Genomic DNA, 16,722 nt, shown 5'->3' with positions numbered 1-16,722 from the left:
TTATTCTCCCTGCGCTGCATCAGCGGGCGCTGATGGGGCCTGTTCAGACGGCACAGCGGGCTGCGCGAGCAGATTGCGCACGCGGGTCTGCATCAGTTTTTCCAGAATAGGCTGGCTCTGGAGCGATTCAGGCAGCTCCATAGCGATAGATTGCTGGCCGAGCTTATCCACCTCTTCGAGAAACGCTTTGGTGGCCGCATCGTCAGTATCGTAGTAGGCGCGAACCCACGTCGACACGTTATCCAGCGCCTGTTTATAGGTCTCTTCCTGGTGACGCGGCACGGCCTGCGCCGCAACCAGCAGACGCGAGCGGATATTCTCGCGCAGATAGACATCCTGATTTGGCGCTAACAGCGGCACGGCGGTCTCATCCCGGCGGCGAATGGTAATAAAGCTGTCCATAAAATTGCGCCAGCTTTTTTGCAGGTTGACGCGCCACTCGCTGATGGAGCTTGAGAGCTCGCCGCTGTCGGCATCCATCGGCGAATCATCGTCGTTATTGTCCGCCAGCCGCAGGTTATCGATCTGATTAGAGAGCTGGTTCAGCTTAAGAATGGCACCGTCATAATCGACCTGGGCCACAGATGAGAGGCTGGCGATATCGTCAGTGATGGCGCGGCGCGCAGTAATCAGGCTCGGATCGTTCATATCCGCCAGGCTTGCGTCAGCGCTTTTCAGCAGCGCGGCTGCGGTGGTGACATCCTGATCGCTCCACAGCTTGCGACCCGCCAGCTTGACGAGGAAATCGGCCTGCGCCAGCTGCCAGGTCCTGGCATCGGAGCCGGAGATGGTCGCGACTTTCTGCTGCACTTCATCAAGCTGCTTCGCCAGCGCTTCGCTTTGGCGTTTTTCTGCCGCCAGCGCATCAGCCTGCTGTTTAATCACCCCTTCCAGCTCGCTACGCTGCTTATCCTGCGTCTGTTGCAGCGCGATCAGTTGGTCAGCAATTTCGCCGTTAGTGGTTTGCAGGGTTGCATTTTGATGCTTCACCCAGCCATAAAGCCCGGCGCCCGATGCCAGCGCAATAGCGATGGCGATCGCGCTTAGCGCGAGGCTGGTCCTGTTAGCGCGTCTCTTCTTCTCTGCTTTCTCCGGCGGCGGCGTTACGCCGTCAGCCGCTTTGGTCTCTTCAACCACGGCGGAGGAGTTTTCGTGTTCCGTCATTATGGCTTCCCATTATGAGAGTTATTGTAATGCGCGAAGCAGCGCATCGTTGTCGGCATTGTCAGCGACCTGAATGTCTTGCCAGCCCAGTTCCCGGGCAAGGTTCGCCAGACGTTCGCTTACCACCACCAGGCGGCAGCGAAGTAACCAGTTCTCCCGATACCAGGGAGGAATAAGTGAAAAAAGTTGCTGCAGCATTTCGCCGCTGGTGACCACCAGCGTTGAGACGCCCCGCGTATGCCAGCGCATCGCTTCTTCTGCACCGTCATAAAATTTTGCACTGCGTTGATAACACTCGCAAAATTCAACCTGTGCGCCGCGCTCAGTCAACGTCTCTGCCAACAGTTCGCGTCCGCCGTTGCCCCGTAAGATTAGCGCATGCTTGCCCTGAACATCTTGCAATTCAGGTAATTGTAGCAACACTTCGCTGATTTCCCGGTCGTGAGGGTAGCGCACATCAATGCCGCTTACCGTATGTAGCGCGAGCGCGGTGGTGCGCCCGATAGCAAACCAGGCTGGTTCCATTGGGAAAGAGAGGCCAGCCTGCTGCAAATGGGCGTGCGCGAAGGAGACAGCATGCTGTGACAGGACAAACGCGAGATCATGTGCGCCGAGCTTGGCGAGCCGCTCAGGCAATAATGGCAACTCGCGGCCCGGCGTAAATTCAATCAACGGAAAGCTCCAGGCCACCAAACCCAGTGTGCGCAGTCGGCTCACTAACTCTTCTCCGGAGGGAGAGGGACGGGTGACCAGGATACTCATGCAGGGGCTTCTCCGTTGTAAATATCAGCAAGAATGGCGCGTGCGCCGTTATCTAACAGCTCTTCCGCCAGTGAGATGCCCATTTCAACCGCATCTTCCGGCCGACCACGGCGCTCGCCGCGTATCATCGTCGAACCATCCGGCGCGCCAACCAGCCCGCGTAACCAGAGCTCGCTGCCGATCAGTTCAGCATAGCTGCCGATCGGCACCTGGCATCCACCTTCAAGACGGGTATTCATCGCCCGCTCGGCTTTAACGCGGATTGCGGTCTCATCATGGTTCAACGGCTGCAGCAGCGCACGGGTGCGCGCATCGTCAAGACGGCACTCAACGCCGACCGCGCCCTGGCCTACGGCCGGGAGTGAGATCTCCGGCGGCAGCGCCCAGCGTACGCGATCGCTCAGACCCAGGCGGTTAAGACCGGCGACGGCGAGGATAATCGCATCGTATTCGCCGTTATCGAGCTTGCTCAGGCGAGTACCCACGTTGCCGCGCAGGGAGCGGATCACCAGATCGGGGCGCAGCGCAGCCAGCTGACACTGGCGACGTAAACTGGAGGTGCCGACAATACTGCCTGCGGGCAGTTCGTCCAGCGCTTTATAGCGGTTCGATACAAAAGCATCGCGCGGATCGTCGCGTTCGCAAATCGTCACAAGGCCGAGGCCATCGGGAAAGTCGACCGGCACATCTTTCATTGAGTGCACGGCGATGTCGGCGTGGTTGTCGAGCAGTGCCCGTTCAAGCTCTTTGACGAACAGACCTTTGCCGCCCACTTTCGCCAGCGGCGTATCAAGGATCACATCGCCGCGCGTTACCATCGGCACCAGTTCCACTGATAACCCCGGATGGCTCGCTTCAAGGCGCGCTTTTACATAATGTGCCTGCCAGAGCGCAAGCGGGCTTTGCCGTGTGGCAATTCTTAAAACATTGTCTACCATGCTTGATACCGTCAATTTCGTCCGTTGACCATCCTAACACTGTTGCATTAGGGTGTCAGTGTTCACGGTCGATTGCGGGTCTCGCCCCGCGCAACAGGCGCAGCGGGGGATGTAATTCGGAATTTACAGGGTGCGTTTAATGCTAAACTGGTTTGTAGCGCATCTTTCTTTACGGTCAATGAGCAAGGTGTTAGATTGATCACGTTTTAGACCATTTTTTCGTCTGTCCTCCCATAACGATAACGACGAAAAAAGGGCAACGGCTACTTTTGGATTCTCTGTCTACGCACCCCTTTTCAAGCTGCGGCCTACAAAACATCAGCATGAAGGTGTGTATAAAACATCAGGCGATATGTCTTGTACCTCTATATTGAGACGCTGAAACAGCGACTGGATGCCATTAATCAACTGCGTGTGGATCGCGCGCTTGCTGCCATGGGCCCTGCTTTTCAGCAGGTTTACAGTCTGCTGCCGACATTACTGCACTATCACCATCCGCTGATGCCTGGCTACCTTGACGGTAACGTTCCCAATGGCATTTGCCTCTACACGCCTGATGAAAACCAACTTCACTACCTGAACGAACTTGAGCTGAACCGTGGCCTACCTGCGCAGGATGCGCCGACCGGCGAGCTGCCGATCACCGGTGTCTACTCCATGGGCAGCACCTCCTCGGTTGGGCAGAGCTGCTCTTCGGACCTTGATATCTGGGTCTGCCACCAATCCTGGCTCGATAACGACGAGCGCCAGCTGCTACAGCGTAAATGCAGCCTGCTTGAGAGCTGGGCGGCCTCCCTCGGCGTGGAAGTGAGCTTCTTCCTGATTGATGAGAACCGCTTCCGCCATAATGAAAGCGGCAGCCTCGGCGGCGAAGATTGCGGCTCAACGCAGCACATTTTACTGCTCGATGAGTTCTACCGCACCGCCGTGCGCCTGGCAGGTAAACGTATTCTGTGGAATATGGTGCCGGGCGACGAAGAGGAGAATTACGACGATTACGTCATGACGCTCTACGCGCAGGGCGTGCTGACGCCGAACGAGTGGCTCGATCTGGGCGGCTTAAGCTCGCTCTCGGCGGAAGAGTATTTTGGCGCCAGCCTGTGGCAGCTCTATAAGAGCATTGACTCGCCCTATAAAGCGGTGCTGAAAACCCTGCTGCTCGAAGCCTACTCCTGGGAATATCCGAATACCCGCCTGCTGGCGAAAGATATCAAACAGCGCCTGCACGACGGCGAGATCGTCTCCTTTGGCCTCGATCACTACTGCATGATGCTTGAGCGCGTGACGCACTATCTGCAGGCGATTGAGGATCCGACGCGTCTGGATCTGGTGCGTCGATGTTTCTACTTAAAAGTGTGTGAAAAGCTGAGCCGCGAACGCGCCTGCGTCGGCTGGCGTCGCGAAGTGATCACGCAGTTAGTAAAAGAGTGGGGCTGGGATGAAGCGCGCCTCGCGATGCTCGATAACCGCGCTAACTGGAAAATCGATCAGGTGCGTGAAGCGCACAATGAGCTGCTTGATGCGATGATGCAGAGCTACCGCAACCTGATCCGCTTTGCCCGCCGTAATAACCTGAGCGTCTCCGCCAGCCCGCAGGATATCGGTGTCTTGACCCGTAAACTCTACGCGGCGTTTGAAGCGTTGCCGGGCAAAGTGACGCTGGTGAACCCGCAGATTTCACCGGATCTCTCCGAACCGAATTTAACCTTTATTCATGTGCCGCCGGGGCGCGCCAACCGCACCGGTTGGTATCTCTATAACCGCGCGCCGAATATGGACTCCATCGTCAGCCATCAGCCGCTGGAGTATAACCGCTACCTGAATAAGCTGGTGGCCTGGGCGTGGTTTAACGGCCTGCTGACGTCGCGTACGCGCCTGTTTATTAAGGGCAACGGCATTGTCGATCTGCCGAAGCTGCAGGAGATGGTTGCTGATGTTTCGCACCACTTCCCGCTGCGCCTGCCTGCACCGACGCCGAAAGCGCTCTACAGCCCGTGCGAAATCCGCCACCTGGCGATTATCGTCAACCTGGAGTACGACCCGACAGCGGCGTTCCGTAACCAGGTGGTGCACTTTGATTTCCGTAAGCTTGATGTCTTCAGCTTTGGCGAGCAGCAAAATTGCCTCGTTGGCAGCGTCGATCTGCTCTACCGCAACTCGTGGAACGAAGTGCGTACCCTGCACTTCAACGGTGAGCAGGCGATGATTGAAGCGCTGAAAACCATCCTCGGCAAAATGCACCAGGATGCTGCGCCGCCGGACAGCGTCGAGGTCTTCTGTTATAGCCAGCATCTGCGCGGCCTGATCCGCACCCGCGTGCAGCAGCTGGTCTCTGAATGTATCGAGCTACGCCTCTCAACGACGCGTCACGAAACGGGTCGCTTTAAAGCGCTGCGCGTGGCGGGGCAAACCTGGGGCTTGTTCTTCGAGCGCGTGAACGTTTCGGTGCAGAAGCTGGAAAACGCCATTGAGTTTTACGGGGCTATCTCCCACAACAAGCTGCACGGTTTGTCGGTGCAGGTGGAAACCAACCACGTCGAATTACCGGCGGTGGTGGATGGCTTTGCCAGCGAAGGGATTATTCAGTTCTTCTTTGAAGAGGCGGGGGAAGAGGGCTTTAACATCTATATTCTGGATGAGAGCAACCGCGCCGAAGTGTATCACCACTGTGAAGGTAGCAAAGAGGAGCTGGTGCGTGACGTAAGCCGCTTCTTCTCCTCCTCCCACGATCGTTTTACCTACGGCTCAAGCTTTATCAACTTCAACCTGCCGCAGTTCTACCAGATTGTGAATGTTGAAGGGCGCGCGCAGGTGATCCCGTTCCGCAACCAGGCAATCAGCACCGCATCGCCGGCCAATCAGGATAACGCTGCACCGCTGTTGCAGCAGTACTTCTCCTGATATTGCTGCCCGGTCTCCCGGGCAGTGCCTCTTAGCGGAAAGTGACGCTTTCGCCGGCTTGCTGGCTTGCGGCCTTCTCCAGCAGATCCCAGAAGGTTTCGCCGCTGCGATCGCAGACCCACTCATTCCCTTTGAGACTGAAATGGTAACCGCCCTGTTTTGTCGCCAGCCACACCTGGTGCAGCGGCTCCTGACGGTTAATGATGATTTTACTGCCGTTTTCAAAGCTGAGGGTTAACACGCCGCCGTTGATTTCACAGTCGATATCGCTGTCGCCGTCCCACTCATCCAGGCGTTCTTCGATGGTGAGCCACAGGCCGTCGGCGAGGCGATGAAATTCTGAATCGTTCATTCTGCTTTCCTGTTTTTTATGATGGCCGCAGTATAACGCGAAACATTTCCCGTTGCCCTAAACGTGCAAACTCTTGCTTTTGTGTCTTCTCCTGCGATGATAGAGCGCAGTAAGAATCAACTCACAGGCAATGATAATGAAAGATCTGTTTCGCACGCTGGCCGTAGTGCTGACTCTGTTCAGCCTGACGGGCTGCGGTCTGAAAGGGCCGCTCTACTTCCCTCCGGCCGATAAAACCGCGCCGCCGCCAACCAAAACGCAGGAAAGCACGATCCAGCCTACTATTCCGGATAGTAACGATCGGGGCGATACCGGCTCGCCGACTCAGGTGAATTATTGACGTTACCGCTCTGTACCCGCGTAAATGGAGTAGATAATGCAGTTCTCAAAGATGCATGGCCTTGGCAACGATTTTATGGTCGTCGACGCGGTGACGCAGAATCTCTTTTTCTCCCCGGAGTTGATCCGTCGTCTGGCGGATCGCCATCTTGGCGTCGGCTTCGACCAGCTGCTGGTGGTTGAGCCTCCTTACGATCCCGAGCTCGATTTTCACTACCGTATTTTCAACGCTGACGGCAGCGAAGTGTCCCAGTGCGGCAACGGCGCGCGCTGCTTCGCCCGCTTTGTGCGTCTGAAAGGTTTGACCAATAAACGTGACATTCGCGTCAGTACGGCGAACGGGCGTATGGTATTGAGCGTAACGGAAGATGAACTGGTACGCGTAAACATGGGCGAGCCGAACTTCGAACCGTCGCAAGTGCCGTTTCGCGCAAACAAAGCTGAGAAGACCTATATTATGCGCGCGGCGGAACAAACCGTGCTCTGTGGCGTCGTATCGATGGGCAACCCGCACTGTGTTATCCAGGTCGATAGCGTGGAAAACGCGCCGGTAGAGACGCTGGGACCGGTGCTGGAGAGCCATGAGCGTTTTCCTGAACGCGCCAATATCGGCTTTATGCAGGTCATCAAAACCGATCATATCCGCCTGCGCGTTTTCGAGCGCGGCGCAGGTGAAACGCAGGCGTGCGGAAGCGGTGCCTGCGCAGCCGTTGCCGTCGGCATTCAGCAAGGCTTGCTGGCGGAAAGCGTTCGTGTGGAGTTACCGGGCGGTCGACTTGATATCGCCTGGAAAGGCCCGGGCCAACCGCTGTACATGACTGGCCCGGCGGCACATGTCTATGACGGGTTTATTCATCTATGAAGCAACCAGGGGAAGAATTGCAGGAGACGCTGACGGAGCTGGAAGATCAGACCGTCGCTGATTATTTGGTGCGTCATCCTGACTTCTTTATCCGTAACGCGCGGCTGGTGGAACAGATGCGTGTGCCGCATGCGGTGCGCGACACGGTTTCGCTGGTGGAGTGGCACATGGCGCGTTCGCGCAACCACATCAACGTGCTGGAAGAGAACATGACGCTGCTGATGGAGCAGGCAAGCGCCAATGAAGGGCTCTTTTATCGCCTGCTGCGCCTGCAAAGTCGGCTGGCTTCCGCGCCAAGCCTGGATGAGATGCTGAACCGCCTGCACCGCTGGGCGCGCGATTTAGGGCTGGCGGGTGCCACGGTGCGCCTCTTTCCGGATCGCTGGCGTCTCGGCGCGCCGTCGCGCTACACCCATCTCTCTCTCTCCCGGCAGGCCTTTGAGCCGCTGCGCATTCAGCGCCTTGGTCACCAGCATCACTACCTGGGATCGCTCAACGGGCCGGAGCTGTTGCTGCTGCTGCCGGAAGCGAAAGCCATCGGTTCTGTCGCGATGTCGCTAATGGGGCAGGATGGATCGCTCGGCGTGGTGCTGTTCAGCAGCCGCGATCCGCACCATTATCAACATGGCCAGGGTACCCAACTGCTGGAGGAGATCGCGCAGATGCTGCCAGATCTGCTCGAGCGCTGGATCGCGCGCGCATGACCGCTTCGCCGCTCTTTCCGCTCGTTACCCGCTTTTTACGTTACCTCGGCGTTGAGCGCCAGCTCAGCCCGATCACCCTGCGCAACTATCAGCGCCAGCTGGACGCCATTATGGCGATGGCAGGCGATCTTGGGCTCAAAAGCTGGCAACAGTGCGATGCCGCGACGGTGCGATCGATTGCCACCCGCAGCCGCCGCAAAGGGCTGGGTGCGGCGAGTCTCGCGCTACGGCTCTCCGCCCTGCGCAGCTTCTTCGACTGGCTGGTGAGCCAGGGCGAGCTGCCCGCCAACCCGGCGAAAGGGGTCTCCGCACCGAAAGCCGCACGCCATCTGCCGAAAAATATCGATGTCGATGATGTAAGCCGTTTGCTGGAGATCGACATTAACGATCCGCTGGCGGTGCGCGACCGCGCGATGCTGGAAGTGATGTACGGCGCGGGCCTGCGTCTGTCGGAACTGGTCAATCTCGATATCAAACACCTCGATCTGGAGAGCGGCGAAGTGTGGGTGCTCGGCAAAGGCAGCAAAGAGCGCCGCGTGCCGATTGGCCGCAATGCGGTGAGCTGGGTGGAGCACTGGCTCGATCTGCGCGAACTGTTTGGTGCGCAGGATGATGCGCTCTTCCTCTCAAAGCTTGGCAAGCGCATCTCGGCGCGCAATGTGCAGAAACGGTTTGCCGAGTGGGGCATTAAGCAGGGGCTGAACAGCCATGTGCACCCGCATAAGCTGCGCCACTCCTTTGCCACCCATATGCTGGAGTCGAGCGGCGATCTGCGCGGCGTGCAGGAGCTGCTCGGCCACGCCAATTTATCCACCACCCAGATCTATACCCATCTTGATTTTCAACACCTTGCTTCGGTCTACGATGCGGCGCATCCGCGCGCAAAACGGGGGAAATAATGCGTTTTTACCGCCCACCAGGCGAGATCTCTGCGATCACCTTCGACCTGGACGACACCCTTTATGACAACCGGCTAGTGATCCAGCGTACAGAGCAGGAGTCACTGACCTTTTTGCAGGGCTACCACCCGGCGCTCTCGACGCTGGAGAACAGCGAATTTAAGCGCCTGCGCCAGTCGCTGCGCGAAACCGAGCCGGATATCTATCACGATGTCACCGAGTGGCGGCGGCGCGCCGTTGAGCGCGCCATGCTTGATGCCGGGCTGACGGCAGACGAGGCCGCAGCCGGTGCAGAAGCGGCAATGGCCAACTTTGCGCACTGGCGCAGCCGTATTGATGTCCCGGAAGAGACTCACGACACGCTGGCGAAGCTGGCAGAGAAGTGGCCGCTGGTGGCGATCACCAACGGCAATGCGCAGCCGGAGCTGTTCGGGCTCGGCGACTATTTTAAATTTGTCCTGCGCGCCGGGCCGGATGGGCGTTCAAAACCCTTCAGCGATATGTATCACCGCGCCGCAGAGCGTCTTGGCGTGCCCATTGGCAACATTCTGCACGTTGGCGACGATCTCACTACCGACGTTGCGGGCGCGATCCGCTGTGGCATGCAGGCCTGCTGGATCAAACCCGAGGGCGCAGATCTGCTGCAAGCCAGCGACAGCCGCCTGTTGCCGCATATGGAAATTTCGCGGTTGGCATCCCTCACTACGCTGATATAATCACCCATTGTTCTGTATAAAATACCAGGGTTTTGGTGGCGGGCGCGGCGCGAATGCGTCCACGCAAACCGGACCCTGGTACGCGAAGCGCCACCGGCGTTTTGTTCAATTCCTGATGACTACGCGACGGTACCTATGGACGTTTCTTATCTGCTCGACAGCCTCAATGACAAACAGCGCGACGCCGTAGCGGCGACACGCAGCAATATGCTGGTGCTGGCGGGAGCGGGAAGCGGCAAGACGCGCGTGCTGGTGCACCGTATCGCATGGCTGATGACCGTGGAGAACTGTTCGCCCTTCTCGATTATGGCGGTCACCTTTACCAACAAAGCGGCGGCGGAGATGCGCCACCGTATCGGCCAGTTGATGGGCACCACCCAGGGCGGCATGTGGGTCGGCACCTTCCACGGTCTGGCGCACCGGCTGCTGCGCGCACACCATATGGACGCGAAGCTGCCGCAGGATTTCCAGATCCTCGATAGCGAAGATCAGCTGCGCCTGCTCAAGCGCCTGATCAAAGCGATGAACCTTGATGAGAAGCAGTGGCCAGCGCGGCAGGGGATGTACTACATCAACGGTCAGAAGGATGAGGGCATTCGCCCGCACCACATTCAAAGCTTCGGCAATCCGGTAGAGCAGACCTGGCAGAAGGTCTACCAGGCCTATCAGGAGGCGTGCGATCGCGCCGGGCTGGTCGATTTTGCGGAGCTGCTGCTGCGCGCCCACGAGCTGTGGCTGAACAAACCGCATATTCTGCAGCACTATCGCGAACGCTTTACCAATATCCTGGTCGATGAGTTCCAGGATACTAACAACATTCAGTACGCATGGATCCGTCTGCTGGCGGGCGATACCGGCAAGGTGATGATCGTCGGCGACGATGACCAGTCAATCTACGGCTGGCGCGGCGCGCAGGTGGAGAACATCCAGCGCTTCCTCACCGATTTTCCCGGTGCGCAAACCATTCGCCTGGAGCAGAACTACCGCTCCACCAGCAATATTCTGAGCGCCGCCAACGCCCTGATTGAGAACAACAACGGGCGTCTGGGGAAAAAGCTGTGGACCGAAGGATCCAACGGCGAGCCGATCTCCCTCTACTGCGCGTTTAACGAGCTGGATGAGGCGCGTTTTGTTGTCAATCGCATCAAAGCCTGGCAGGACGATGGCGGCCAGCTGACGCAGTGCGCCATTCTCTATCGCAGTAACGCCCAGTCGCGCGTGCTGGAAGAGGCGTTACTGCAGGCGAGCATGCCCTACCGCATCTATGGTGGCATGCGCTTCTTCGAGCGGCAGGAGATCAAAGATGCGCTCGCCTATCTGCGCCTGATCGCTAACCGTAACGACGACGCGGCATATGAGCGCGTCGTTAATACGCCGACGCGCGGCATTGGCGATCGCACCCTCGACGTGGTTCGCCAGACCTCTCGTGAGCGTCAGCTGACGCTGTGGCAGGCGACCCGCGAGCTGTTACAGGAGAAAGCGCTGGCGGGTCGCGCAGCGGGCGCGTTACAGCGTTTTCTTGAGCTAATTGACGCGCTGGCGCAGGAGACGGCGGATATGCCGCTGCATGTGCAAACTGACCGGGTGATTAGCGATTCCGGCCTGCGCGCGATGTACGAGCAGGAGAAGGGCGAGAAAGGCCAGACGCGTATTGAGAACTTAGAGGAGCTGGTCACCGCAACGCGCCAGTTCAGCTACAACGAAGAAGATGAGGATTTAATGCCGCTGCAGGCGTTCCTCTCCCACGCGGCGCTGGAAGCGGGCGAAGGGCAGGCGGACACCTGGCAGGATGCGGTGCAGTTAATGACCCTGCACTCGGCGAAGGGGCTTGAGTTCCCGCAGGTGTTTATTGTCGGTATGGAAGAGGGGATGTTCCCGAGCCAGATGTCCCTTGATGAGGGTGGTCGTCTGGAAGAGGAGCGCCGTCTGGCCTATGTCGGCGTCACGCGTGCGATGCAAAAACTGACCTTAACCTACGCGGAAACGCGTCGGCTTTACGGTAAAGAGGTTTATCACCGACCTTCGCGCTTTATTGGCGAACTGCCGGAAGAGTGCGTCGAAGAGGTGCGCTTACGCGCCAGCATCAGCCGTCCGGTCAGCCATCAGCGGATGGGCACGCCGGTCGCGCAGAGCGATACGGGTTATAAGCTTGGTCAGCGTGTGCGCCACGCCAAATTTGGCGAAGGCACGGTGGTGAATATGGAAGGCAGCGGTGAGCATAGCCGCTTGCAGGTGGCGTTCCAGGGGCAGGGCATTAAGTGGTTAGTTGCCGCCTATGCGAAGCTAGAAACCGTGTAACATTCAGAAAAATATCATTATTTTGTAATATTCTGCTAGCCTTATACGCTGAAGGGCAAATATTGCTCTTTAGCGTTTCGTTGCGTGTTGACGCCTTCAGAGTGCTGGCGTAACATGCGCGCACGATCACGCTAAGAGGACATTCGCCTTGGACACACCCAGTAGATGCTGGCTCAATTTCCTGGATTTCAGGAACAACTCCTAAGGCTTTCTCCTCATGCTGATGGCCTTAGTGGTTGTCGGCGACCCGCTTTATCCCCCGTCGCGCTGAGTCAGACTGTTTAATGGTCTGAAACCCCAATTGTTTCTTGTGTGCCCTGCGAACTGTCCGATATTTTTTGCATTGGGAGTCCCGGCCATGCTGAGCGCATTTCAACTGGAAAACAACCGTTTAAGCCGTCTTGAGGCTGACGAAATCAAACACCTCGCCAGCTCGGTTTGGGTTGATTTGGTCGAGCCGGACGATGATGAACGTACCCGCGTGCAAACGGAATTGGGCCAGAATCTGGCTACGCGACCTGAACTGGAAGACATCGAAGCCTCGGCGCGTTTTTTTGAAGACGAAGATGGCCTGCATATTCACTCATTCTTCTTTTATGAAGATGCGGAGGATCACGCAGGCAACTCAACGGTGGCATTCACCATTCGCGAAGGGCGTCTCTTTACCCTGCGCGAGCGTGAACTGCCCGCGTTTCGTCTCTACCGTATGCGCGCCCGCAGCCAGGAGATGGTCGACGGCAACGCCTATGAGCTGCTGCTCGATCTCTTCGAAACCAAAATCGAACAGCTGGCGGATGAGATTGAGAACATCTACAGCGATCTGGAAAAGCTCAGCCGCGTCATTATGGAAGGGCAGCAGGGCGATGAGTATGACGAAGCGCTCTCGACGCTTGCTGAACAGGAAGATATCGGCTGGAAAGTGCGGTTGTGTCTGATGGATACCCAGCGCGCGCTGAACTTCCTGGTGCGCAAAGCGCGTTTACCGGCGGGTCAGCTTGAGCAGGCGCGTGAGATCCTGCGCGATATCGAATCGCTGCTGCCGCATAACGAATCCCTGTTCCAGAAGGTGAACTTCCTGATGCAGGCGGCGATGGGTTTTATCAATATCGAGCAGAACCGAATCATCAAGATCTTCTCGGTCGTTTCGGTGGTGTTTCTGCCGCCAACGCTGGTGGCGTCGAGCTATGGGATGAACTTCGAGTTTATGCCTGAGCTGCACTGGAGCTTCGGCTATCCCGGCGCGATTATCTTTATGATCCTCGCCGGCCTTGCTCCCTACCTCTACTTCAAACGCCGCAACTGGCTTTGACGTCATAAAAAAGGTTCAGCCTGCGCTGAACCTTTTTTCTTTACAGGCCCCAGGTCTGGATGCCTTTAACCTTATATTCGTGATACCAGACATTCGTTCGCATCATGATAAGCATGGGCACGATAAAGGAGAGGAAAGGGAAACCTATAAGAGCGGCGACTAATAATCCCAATACGTTCAGCCCAATAGAGGTCAGCGCTTTTTTCCACAGGCCCAGGACAAAGAGATAAATACAGCCGAAGAAGAATGCGTAGAAGTTTTGGTTAACAGTTACTTTCTCCCCAAATTTCATCTGCTTAAACGCTTGTTTCCACGCCGGAGTAGGGCGCCAGAATCCGGGGTAACCATTCTTTTCAAAAAATGCGAAGCGATATTTCCACGTATCGCTCAGCGATTCATCTTTCTGATAGTCATAGTCGTTGATGGTGCTCATTTTTCTCTCCTGAAAAACCCTGTCTTTTAAACTAATTAGCTGTTTTTACTTCCGTTGGCGCGAACATAAACATAAAAAATACCAGGCCGTCGAACCAAATATAGATCTGAGCGCCAAGCAGCAGATATTCATCATCCAGCACGAAACCGGCCGCAGAGACCACTGGCGAAATGAGATAAACCAGGATCGACAGAATGACGACATAACGCCCCTTTAATCCACTATCCCGGCAGCGCTGCGCATTGATATTGATCTTCACCCACGTGTAAACCAGCAGGCAGAGCAGTGGCAGTATGGGAAGCTTCGCCACGCTAACCATGGCAATTAAAAAAACAATATGCAGAAGCATAAAAATAAGGAAGTAGGGCTTACGCGCGAGGCATGCCTTGCCTGTTGGCCAAAAAATCCTGCGGATCATTTTTCCGGGTCGTCCTGAATAGCGTAATAATAAAGCGGCGAACATACCATTCAGCAGATTAATATGCGACGCGACGATCGAATAACCCACGAATATTTGTAGGTCGCGGGCGGCAATTCCGCCCGCCTGATTAGTTCCCTAAGCGGAATTAGCGTGTTTTACGCAACGCGCGCTGGGTGTAAAGGGCATCCATTACGAAGATCGCCAGTGCCACCCAAATAAAGCCAAAGGTCACCATCTTATCCGCGCCGGGATGCTCGCCGTAAAAAGTGACCGCTAGCAGGAACATCAGTGTCGGGCCGATGTACTGAAAGAAACCGAGTGTTGAGAGGCGCAGACGCGTTGCCGCTCCGGTAAAGCAGAGCAGTGGCACGGTGGTGATCACGCCTGCTGCCATCAGTAGCAGATTGAGGGACAGGCTATTTTGCGACATATGGCTGGTCGGGCTATCGGTAATGCCAAACAGCCAGATAGCCGCTACCGGCAGCAGCCATAAGGTCTCTATCAGCATGCCGGTTTGCGCCTCGACGGCGATTTTTTTTCGCAACAGGCCGTAAAAGGCGAAGCTAAAGGCGAGGCCGAGGGCAATCACCGGCAGCGAACCAAAGGTCCAGAGCTGCACCAGTACACCCAGCGCGGCGAGGATCACTGCCAGCCACTGCATACGGCGGAAACGCTCGCCCAGGAAGAGCATTCCCAGCAGGATATTCACCAGCGGGTTAATAAAGTAGCCGAGGCTCGCCTCCAGCATATGGTTATGGTTAACTGCCCAGATAAACAGCAGCCAGTTGCCCCCTACCAGCACCGCCGAAACCGCCAGCAGCAGGATCTTTTTCGGCGTTTGCAGCAGCGTTTTCACACTCTTCCACTGACGGCTTACGCTTATCAGCGCCAACATAAAAAAGAAGGACCAGATGACACGGTGCGTCAGGATCTCATCGGCGGGAACATACCAGATTAGTTTGAAATAGGCGGGCGCAATGCCCCAGATAAAATAAGCGGCGAGCGCAAGTAATACGCCAAGCCGCGTCTGCTTTGCATCCATCAGAAAGACTCGTTGCGAAAATGTAACCGCATGGTACCCGATTTCGCAGGCCTGCTCACCCCACCATATAGGTGGCGGTCGCGCTGGCGATATGCACCTGCTCTTCGTTATGCAGCTCCACGCGCGCAACGGCGACTTTATTGCCAGCGCGCAACAAACTGCTGCTGGCGGTAAAGCGCGTACCGCGGCCCGGTCGCAGGTAATCGACACGCAAATCAATCGTTCCCATACGTGACAGGCGCTGGCGAAGTTCATCTTCGCTAATGGTTTCATGGCGTGTCAGAGTGCTGCCAACACAGACCAGCCCTGCGGCAACATCCAGCGCAGACGCAATCACTCCACCGTGTAAAATACTCTGCGCCCAGTTACCGACCATCATCGGCTGGTTAGTGAAATGGAGCTCTGCGAAGGCTTTTTCATAGCGCCCCAGTTCAAGACCTAACGCGCGGTTGTAGGGCATGTGATAGACAAAAATTTCGCCTACCATTTGCAGAGCCTGATCGGCGGTAAGAACGGCTGACATATCAATCTGATCCGATGAGTTAATAGAGTGTTAATTTTATGCCCAATGTTCGTTGATTGCTACTTTAAGAGCGATAGACGAGCAGTGGCGCAAGAAATATGTAGAATACGTGCGGATAAGACTATTAACTAACTCAACAATAATTCGGAGTTTGAACCGATGCGCACCTGGCCGGGGTATTTTTTCGCAGTGCTGGCACTGCCGTTTATGGCTCTCGCACAAGAAGCAACTGTCAAAGAAGTGCATGATGCGCCCGCCGTGCGCGGTAGCATTATTGCGAATATGTTGCAGGAGCATGATAATCCCTTCACGCTCTATCCGTATGAATCCAACTACGTGATCTATACCGATACCAGCGATCTGAATAAGGAAGCGATCCGCTCCTACAACTGGGCTGACAACGCGCGTAAAGATGAAGTGAAGTTCCAGATAAGCCTGGCCTTCCCCTTCTGGCGCGGCATCCTCGGGCCAAACTCGGTTTTAGGCGGCTCCTATACGCAAAAATCCTGGTGGCAGCTCTCTAACAGCGGCGAGTCTTCTCCCTTCCGTGAAACCAACTATGAACCGCAACTGTTCCTCGGTTTCGCCACAGATTACACATTTGCCGGCTGGACGCTACGCGACATCGAGGTTGGTTTTAACCATGACTCCAATGGCCGCTCCGATCCGACCTCGCGCAGCTGGAACCGCGCTTACACCCGCTTGATGGCGCAAAATGGTAACTGGATGGTAGAAGTGAAGCCCTGGTATGTCGTAGGCTCGACCGATGACAACCCGGATATCACCAAATATATGGGTTACTACCAGTTGAAAATCGGTTACGAAATTGGTGATGCGATCCTTAGCGCGAAAGGGCAGTACAACTGGAATACCGGTTACGGCGGCGCGGAGATTGGCCTCAGCTACCCGGTTACCAAACACGTTCGCCTCTATACTCAGGTTTACAGCGGCTATGGCGAATCGCTGATTGATTATAATTTCAATCAGACCCGTTTCGGCGTGGGCGTGATGCTCAACGATCTGTTTTAAGGCATTGCAGTTTCAGTCACAGGCGCTGAA

17 protein-coding genes are annotated in these 16,722 nt (G+C 56.4%); 9 read left to right on the top strand and 8 right to left on the bottom strand.

The genetic code is table 11. The annotated features are described in order from the left end of the window. The 3 genes from hemX to hemC are packed head-to-tail and all read right to left on the bottom strand — an operon-like array spanning nucleotide 1 to nucleotide 2,864. A complete protein-coding gene (hemX, locus tag HF650_RS23350) occupies nucleotides 1-1,164 on the bottom strand; it encodes a uroporphyrinogen-III C-methyltransferase (protein ID WP_187800557.1) in 1,164 nt (387 codons plus the stop codon). 21 nt (nucleotides 1,165-1,185) lie between these two features. After that, complete coding sequence (gene hemD / locus HF650_RS23345) at nucleotides 1,186-1,926, bottom strand: uroporphyrinogen-III synthase (RefSeq protein ID WP_187800556.1); 741 nt, start codon at nucleotides 1,924-1,926, stop codon at nucleotides 1,186-1,188. After that, nucleotides 1,923-2,864, bottom strand: coding sequence for a hydroxymethylbilane synthase (gene hemC, locus HF650_RS23340; RefSeq protein ID WP_187800555.1), 942 nt, complete (start codon nucleotides 2,862-2,864; stop codon nucleotides 1,923-1,925). The genes hemD and hemC overlap by 4 nt, the downstream gene beginning before the upstream one ends. A gap of 357 nt (nucleotides 2,865-3,221) precedes the next feature. Here hemC and cyaA point away from each other — a divergent pair, with 357 nt between their 5' ends. Next, a complete protein-coding gene (cyaA, locus tag HF650_RS23335; protein ID WP_187800554.1) occupies nucleotides 3,222-5,765 on the top strand; it encodes a class I adenylate cyclase in 2,544 nt (847 codons plus the stop codon). Nucleotides 5,766-5,796: 31 nt separating this feature from the next. On the opposite strand, the gene cyaY is transcribed toward cyaA, so the two are convergent. After that, nucleotides 5,797-6,117 (bottom strand): iron donor protein CyaY, encoded by a 321-nt coding sequence (gene cyaY / locus HF650_RS23330; RefSeq protein ID WP_187800553.1) that lies wholly within the window; start codon nucleotides 6,115-6,117, stop codon nucleotides 5,797-5,799. Between the two features lie 136 nt (nucleotides 6,118-6,253). Here cyaY and HF650_RS23325 point away from each other — a divergent pair, with 136 nt between their 5' ends. From HF650_RS23325 to corA, 7 genes are all read left to right on the top strand, one after another. Beyond that, nucleotides 6,254-6,457: a lipoprotein gene (locus HF650_RS23325; RefSeq protein ID WP_187800552.1), complete on the top strand. Its 204-nt coding sequence runs from the start codon at nucleotides 6,254-6,256 to the stop codon at nucleotides 6,455-6,457. A 36-nt stretch (nucleotides 6,458-6,493) separates the two neighbouring features. Beyond that, nucleotides 6,494-7,318 carry a diaminopimelate epimerase gene (dapF, locus tag HF650_RS23320; RefSeq protein WP_187800551.1) on the top strand — a complete coding sequence of 275 codons (825 nt, stop codon included), beginning with the start codon at nucleotides 6,494-6,496 and terminating at the stop codon, nucleotides 7,316-7,318. Further along, on the top strand, nucleotides 7,315-8,022 hold the full coding sequence (locus HF650_RS23315) for a DUF484 domain-containing protein (RefSeq protein WP_187800550.1): 708 nt from the start codon (nucleotides 7,315-7,317) through the stop codon (nucleotides 8,020-8,022). Before dapF ends, HF650_RS23315 begins: the two co-directional genes overlap by 4 nt. Beyond that, complete coding sequence (xerC, locus tag HF650_RS23310; protein ID WP_187800549.1) at nucleotides 8,019-8,921, top strand: tyrosine recombinase XerC; 903 nt, start codon at nucleotides 8,019-8,021, stop codon at nucleotides 8,919-8,921. The genes HF650_RS23315 and xerC overlap by 4 nt, the downstream gene beginning before the upstream one ends. Beyond that, a complete protein-coding gene (gene yigB / locus HF650_RS23305; RefSeq protein WP_187800548.1) occupies nucleotides 8,921-9,637 on the top strand; it encodes a 5-amino-6-(5-phospho-D-ribitylamino)uracil phosphatase YigB in 717 nt (238 codons plus the stop codon). The genes xerC and yigB overlap by 1 nt, the downstream gene beginning before the upstream one ends. Nucleotides 9,638-9,772: 135 nt before the next feature. After that, the gene (gene uvrD, locus HF650_RS23300) at nucleotides 9,773-11,935 is read left to right on the top strand and encodes a DNA helicase II (protein ID WP_187800547.1); all 2,163 of its coding nucleotides are present in this window, start codon (nucleotides 9,773-9,775) and stop codon (nucleotides 11,933-11,935) included. A 358-nt stretch (nucleotides 11,936-12,293) separates the two neighbouring features. After that, a complete protein-coding gene (corA, locus tag HF650_RS23295) occupies nucleotides 12,294-13,244 on the top strand; it encodes a magnesium/cobalt transporter CorA (protein WP_023479615.1) in 951 nt (316 codons plus the stop codon). 40 nt (nucleotides 13,245-13,284) lie between these two features. Here corA and HF650_RS23290 read toward each other — a convergent pair whose 3' ends face one another. The 4 genes from HF650_RS23290 to yigI are packed head-to-tail and all read right to left on the bottom strand — an operon-like array spanning nucleotide 13,285 to nucleotide 15,663. Continuing rightward, on the bottom strand, nucleotides 13,285-13,677 hold the full coding sequence (locus tag HF650_RS23290; RefSeq protein ID WP_187800546.1) for a DUF2628 domain-containing protein: 393 nt from the start codon (nucleotides 13,675-13,677) through the stop codon (nucleotides 13,285-13,287). Nucleotides 13,678-13,708: 31 nt separating this feature from the next. Then, nucleotides 13,709-14,185, bottom strand: a complete 477-nt coding sequence (locus tag HF650_RS23285; protein WP_223284234.1) for a hypothetical protein — start codon at nucleotides 14,183-14,185, stop codon at nucleotides 13,709-13,711. A gap of 58 nt (nucleotides 14,186-14,243) precedes the next feature. Further along, nucleotides 14,244-15,140: an EamA family transporter RarD gene (gene rarD, locus HF650_RS23280; protein ID WP_187800545.1), complete on the bottom strand. Its 897-nt coding sequence runs from the start codon at nucleotides 15,138-15,140 to the stop codon at nucleotides 14,244-14,246. 55 nt (nucleotides 15,141-15,195) lie between these two features. Continuing rightward, nucleotides 15,196-15,663, bottom strand: coding sequence for an acyl-CoA thioesterase YigI (gene yigI, locus HF650_RS23275; RefSeq protein ID WP_187800544.1), 468 nt, complete (start codon nucleotides 15,661-15,663; stop codon nucleotides 15,196-15,198). A 159-nt stretch (nucleotides 15,664-15,822) separates the two neighbouring features. On the opposite strand from yigI, the gene pldA reads away from it, so the two are divergent. Then, nucleotides 15,823-16,692 (top strand): phospholipase A, encoded by an 870-nt coding sequence (gene pldA / locus HF650_RS23270; protein ID WP_187800543.1) that lies wholly within the window; start codon nucleotides 15,823-15,825, stop codon nucleotides 16,690-16,692. Nucleotides 16,693-16,722: the final 30 nt, after the last annotated feature.

The sequence above is a fragment of the Kosakonia sp. SMBL-WEM22 genome (assembly GCF_014490785.1).
GTDB lineage: Bacteria > Pseudomonadota > Gammaproteobacteria > Enterobacterales > Enterobacteriaceae > Kosakonia.
This window is presented reverse-complemented; position numbering and strand designations above follow the sequence as displayed.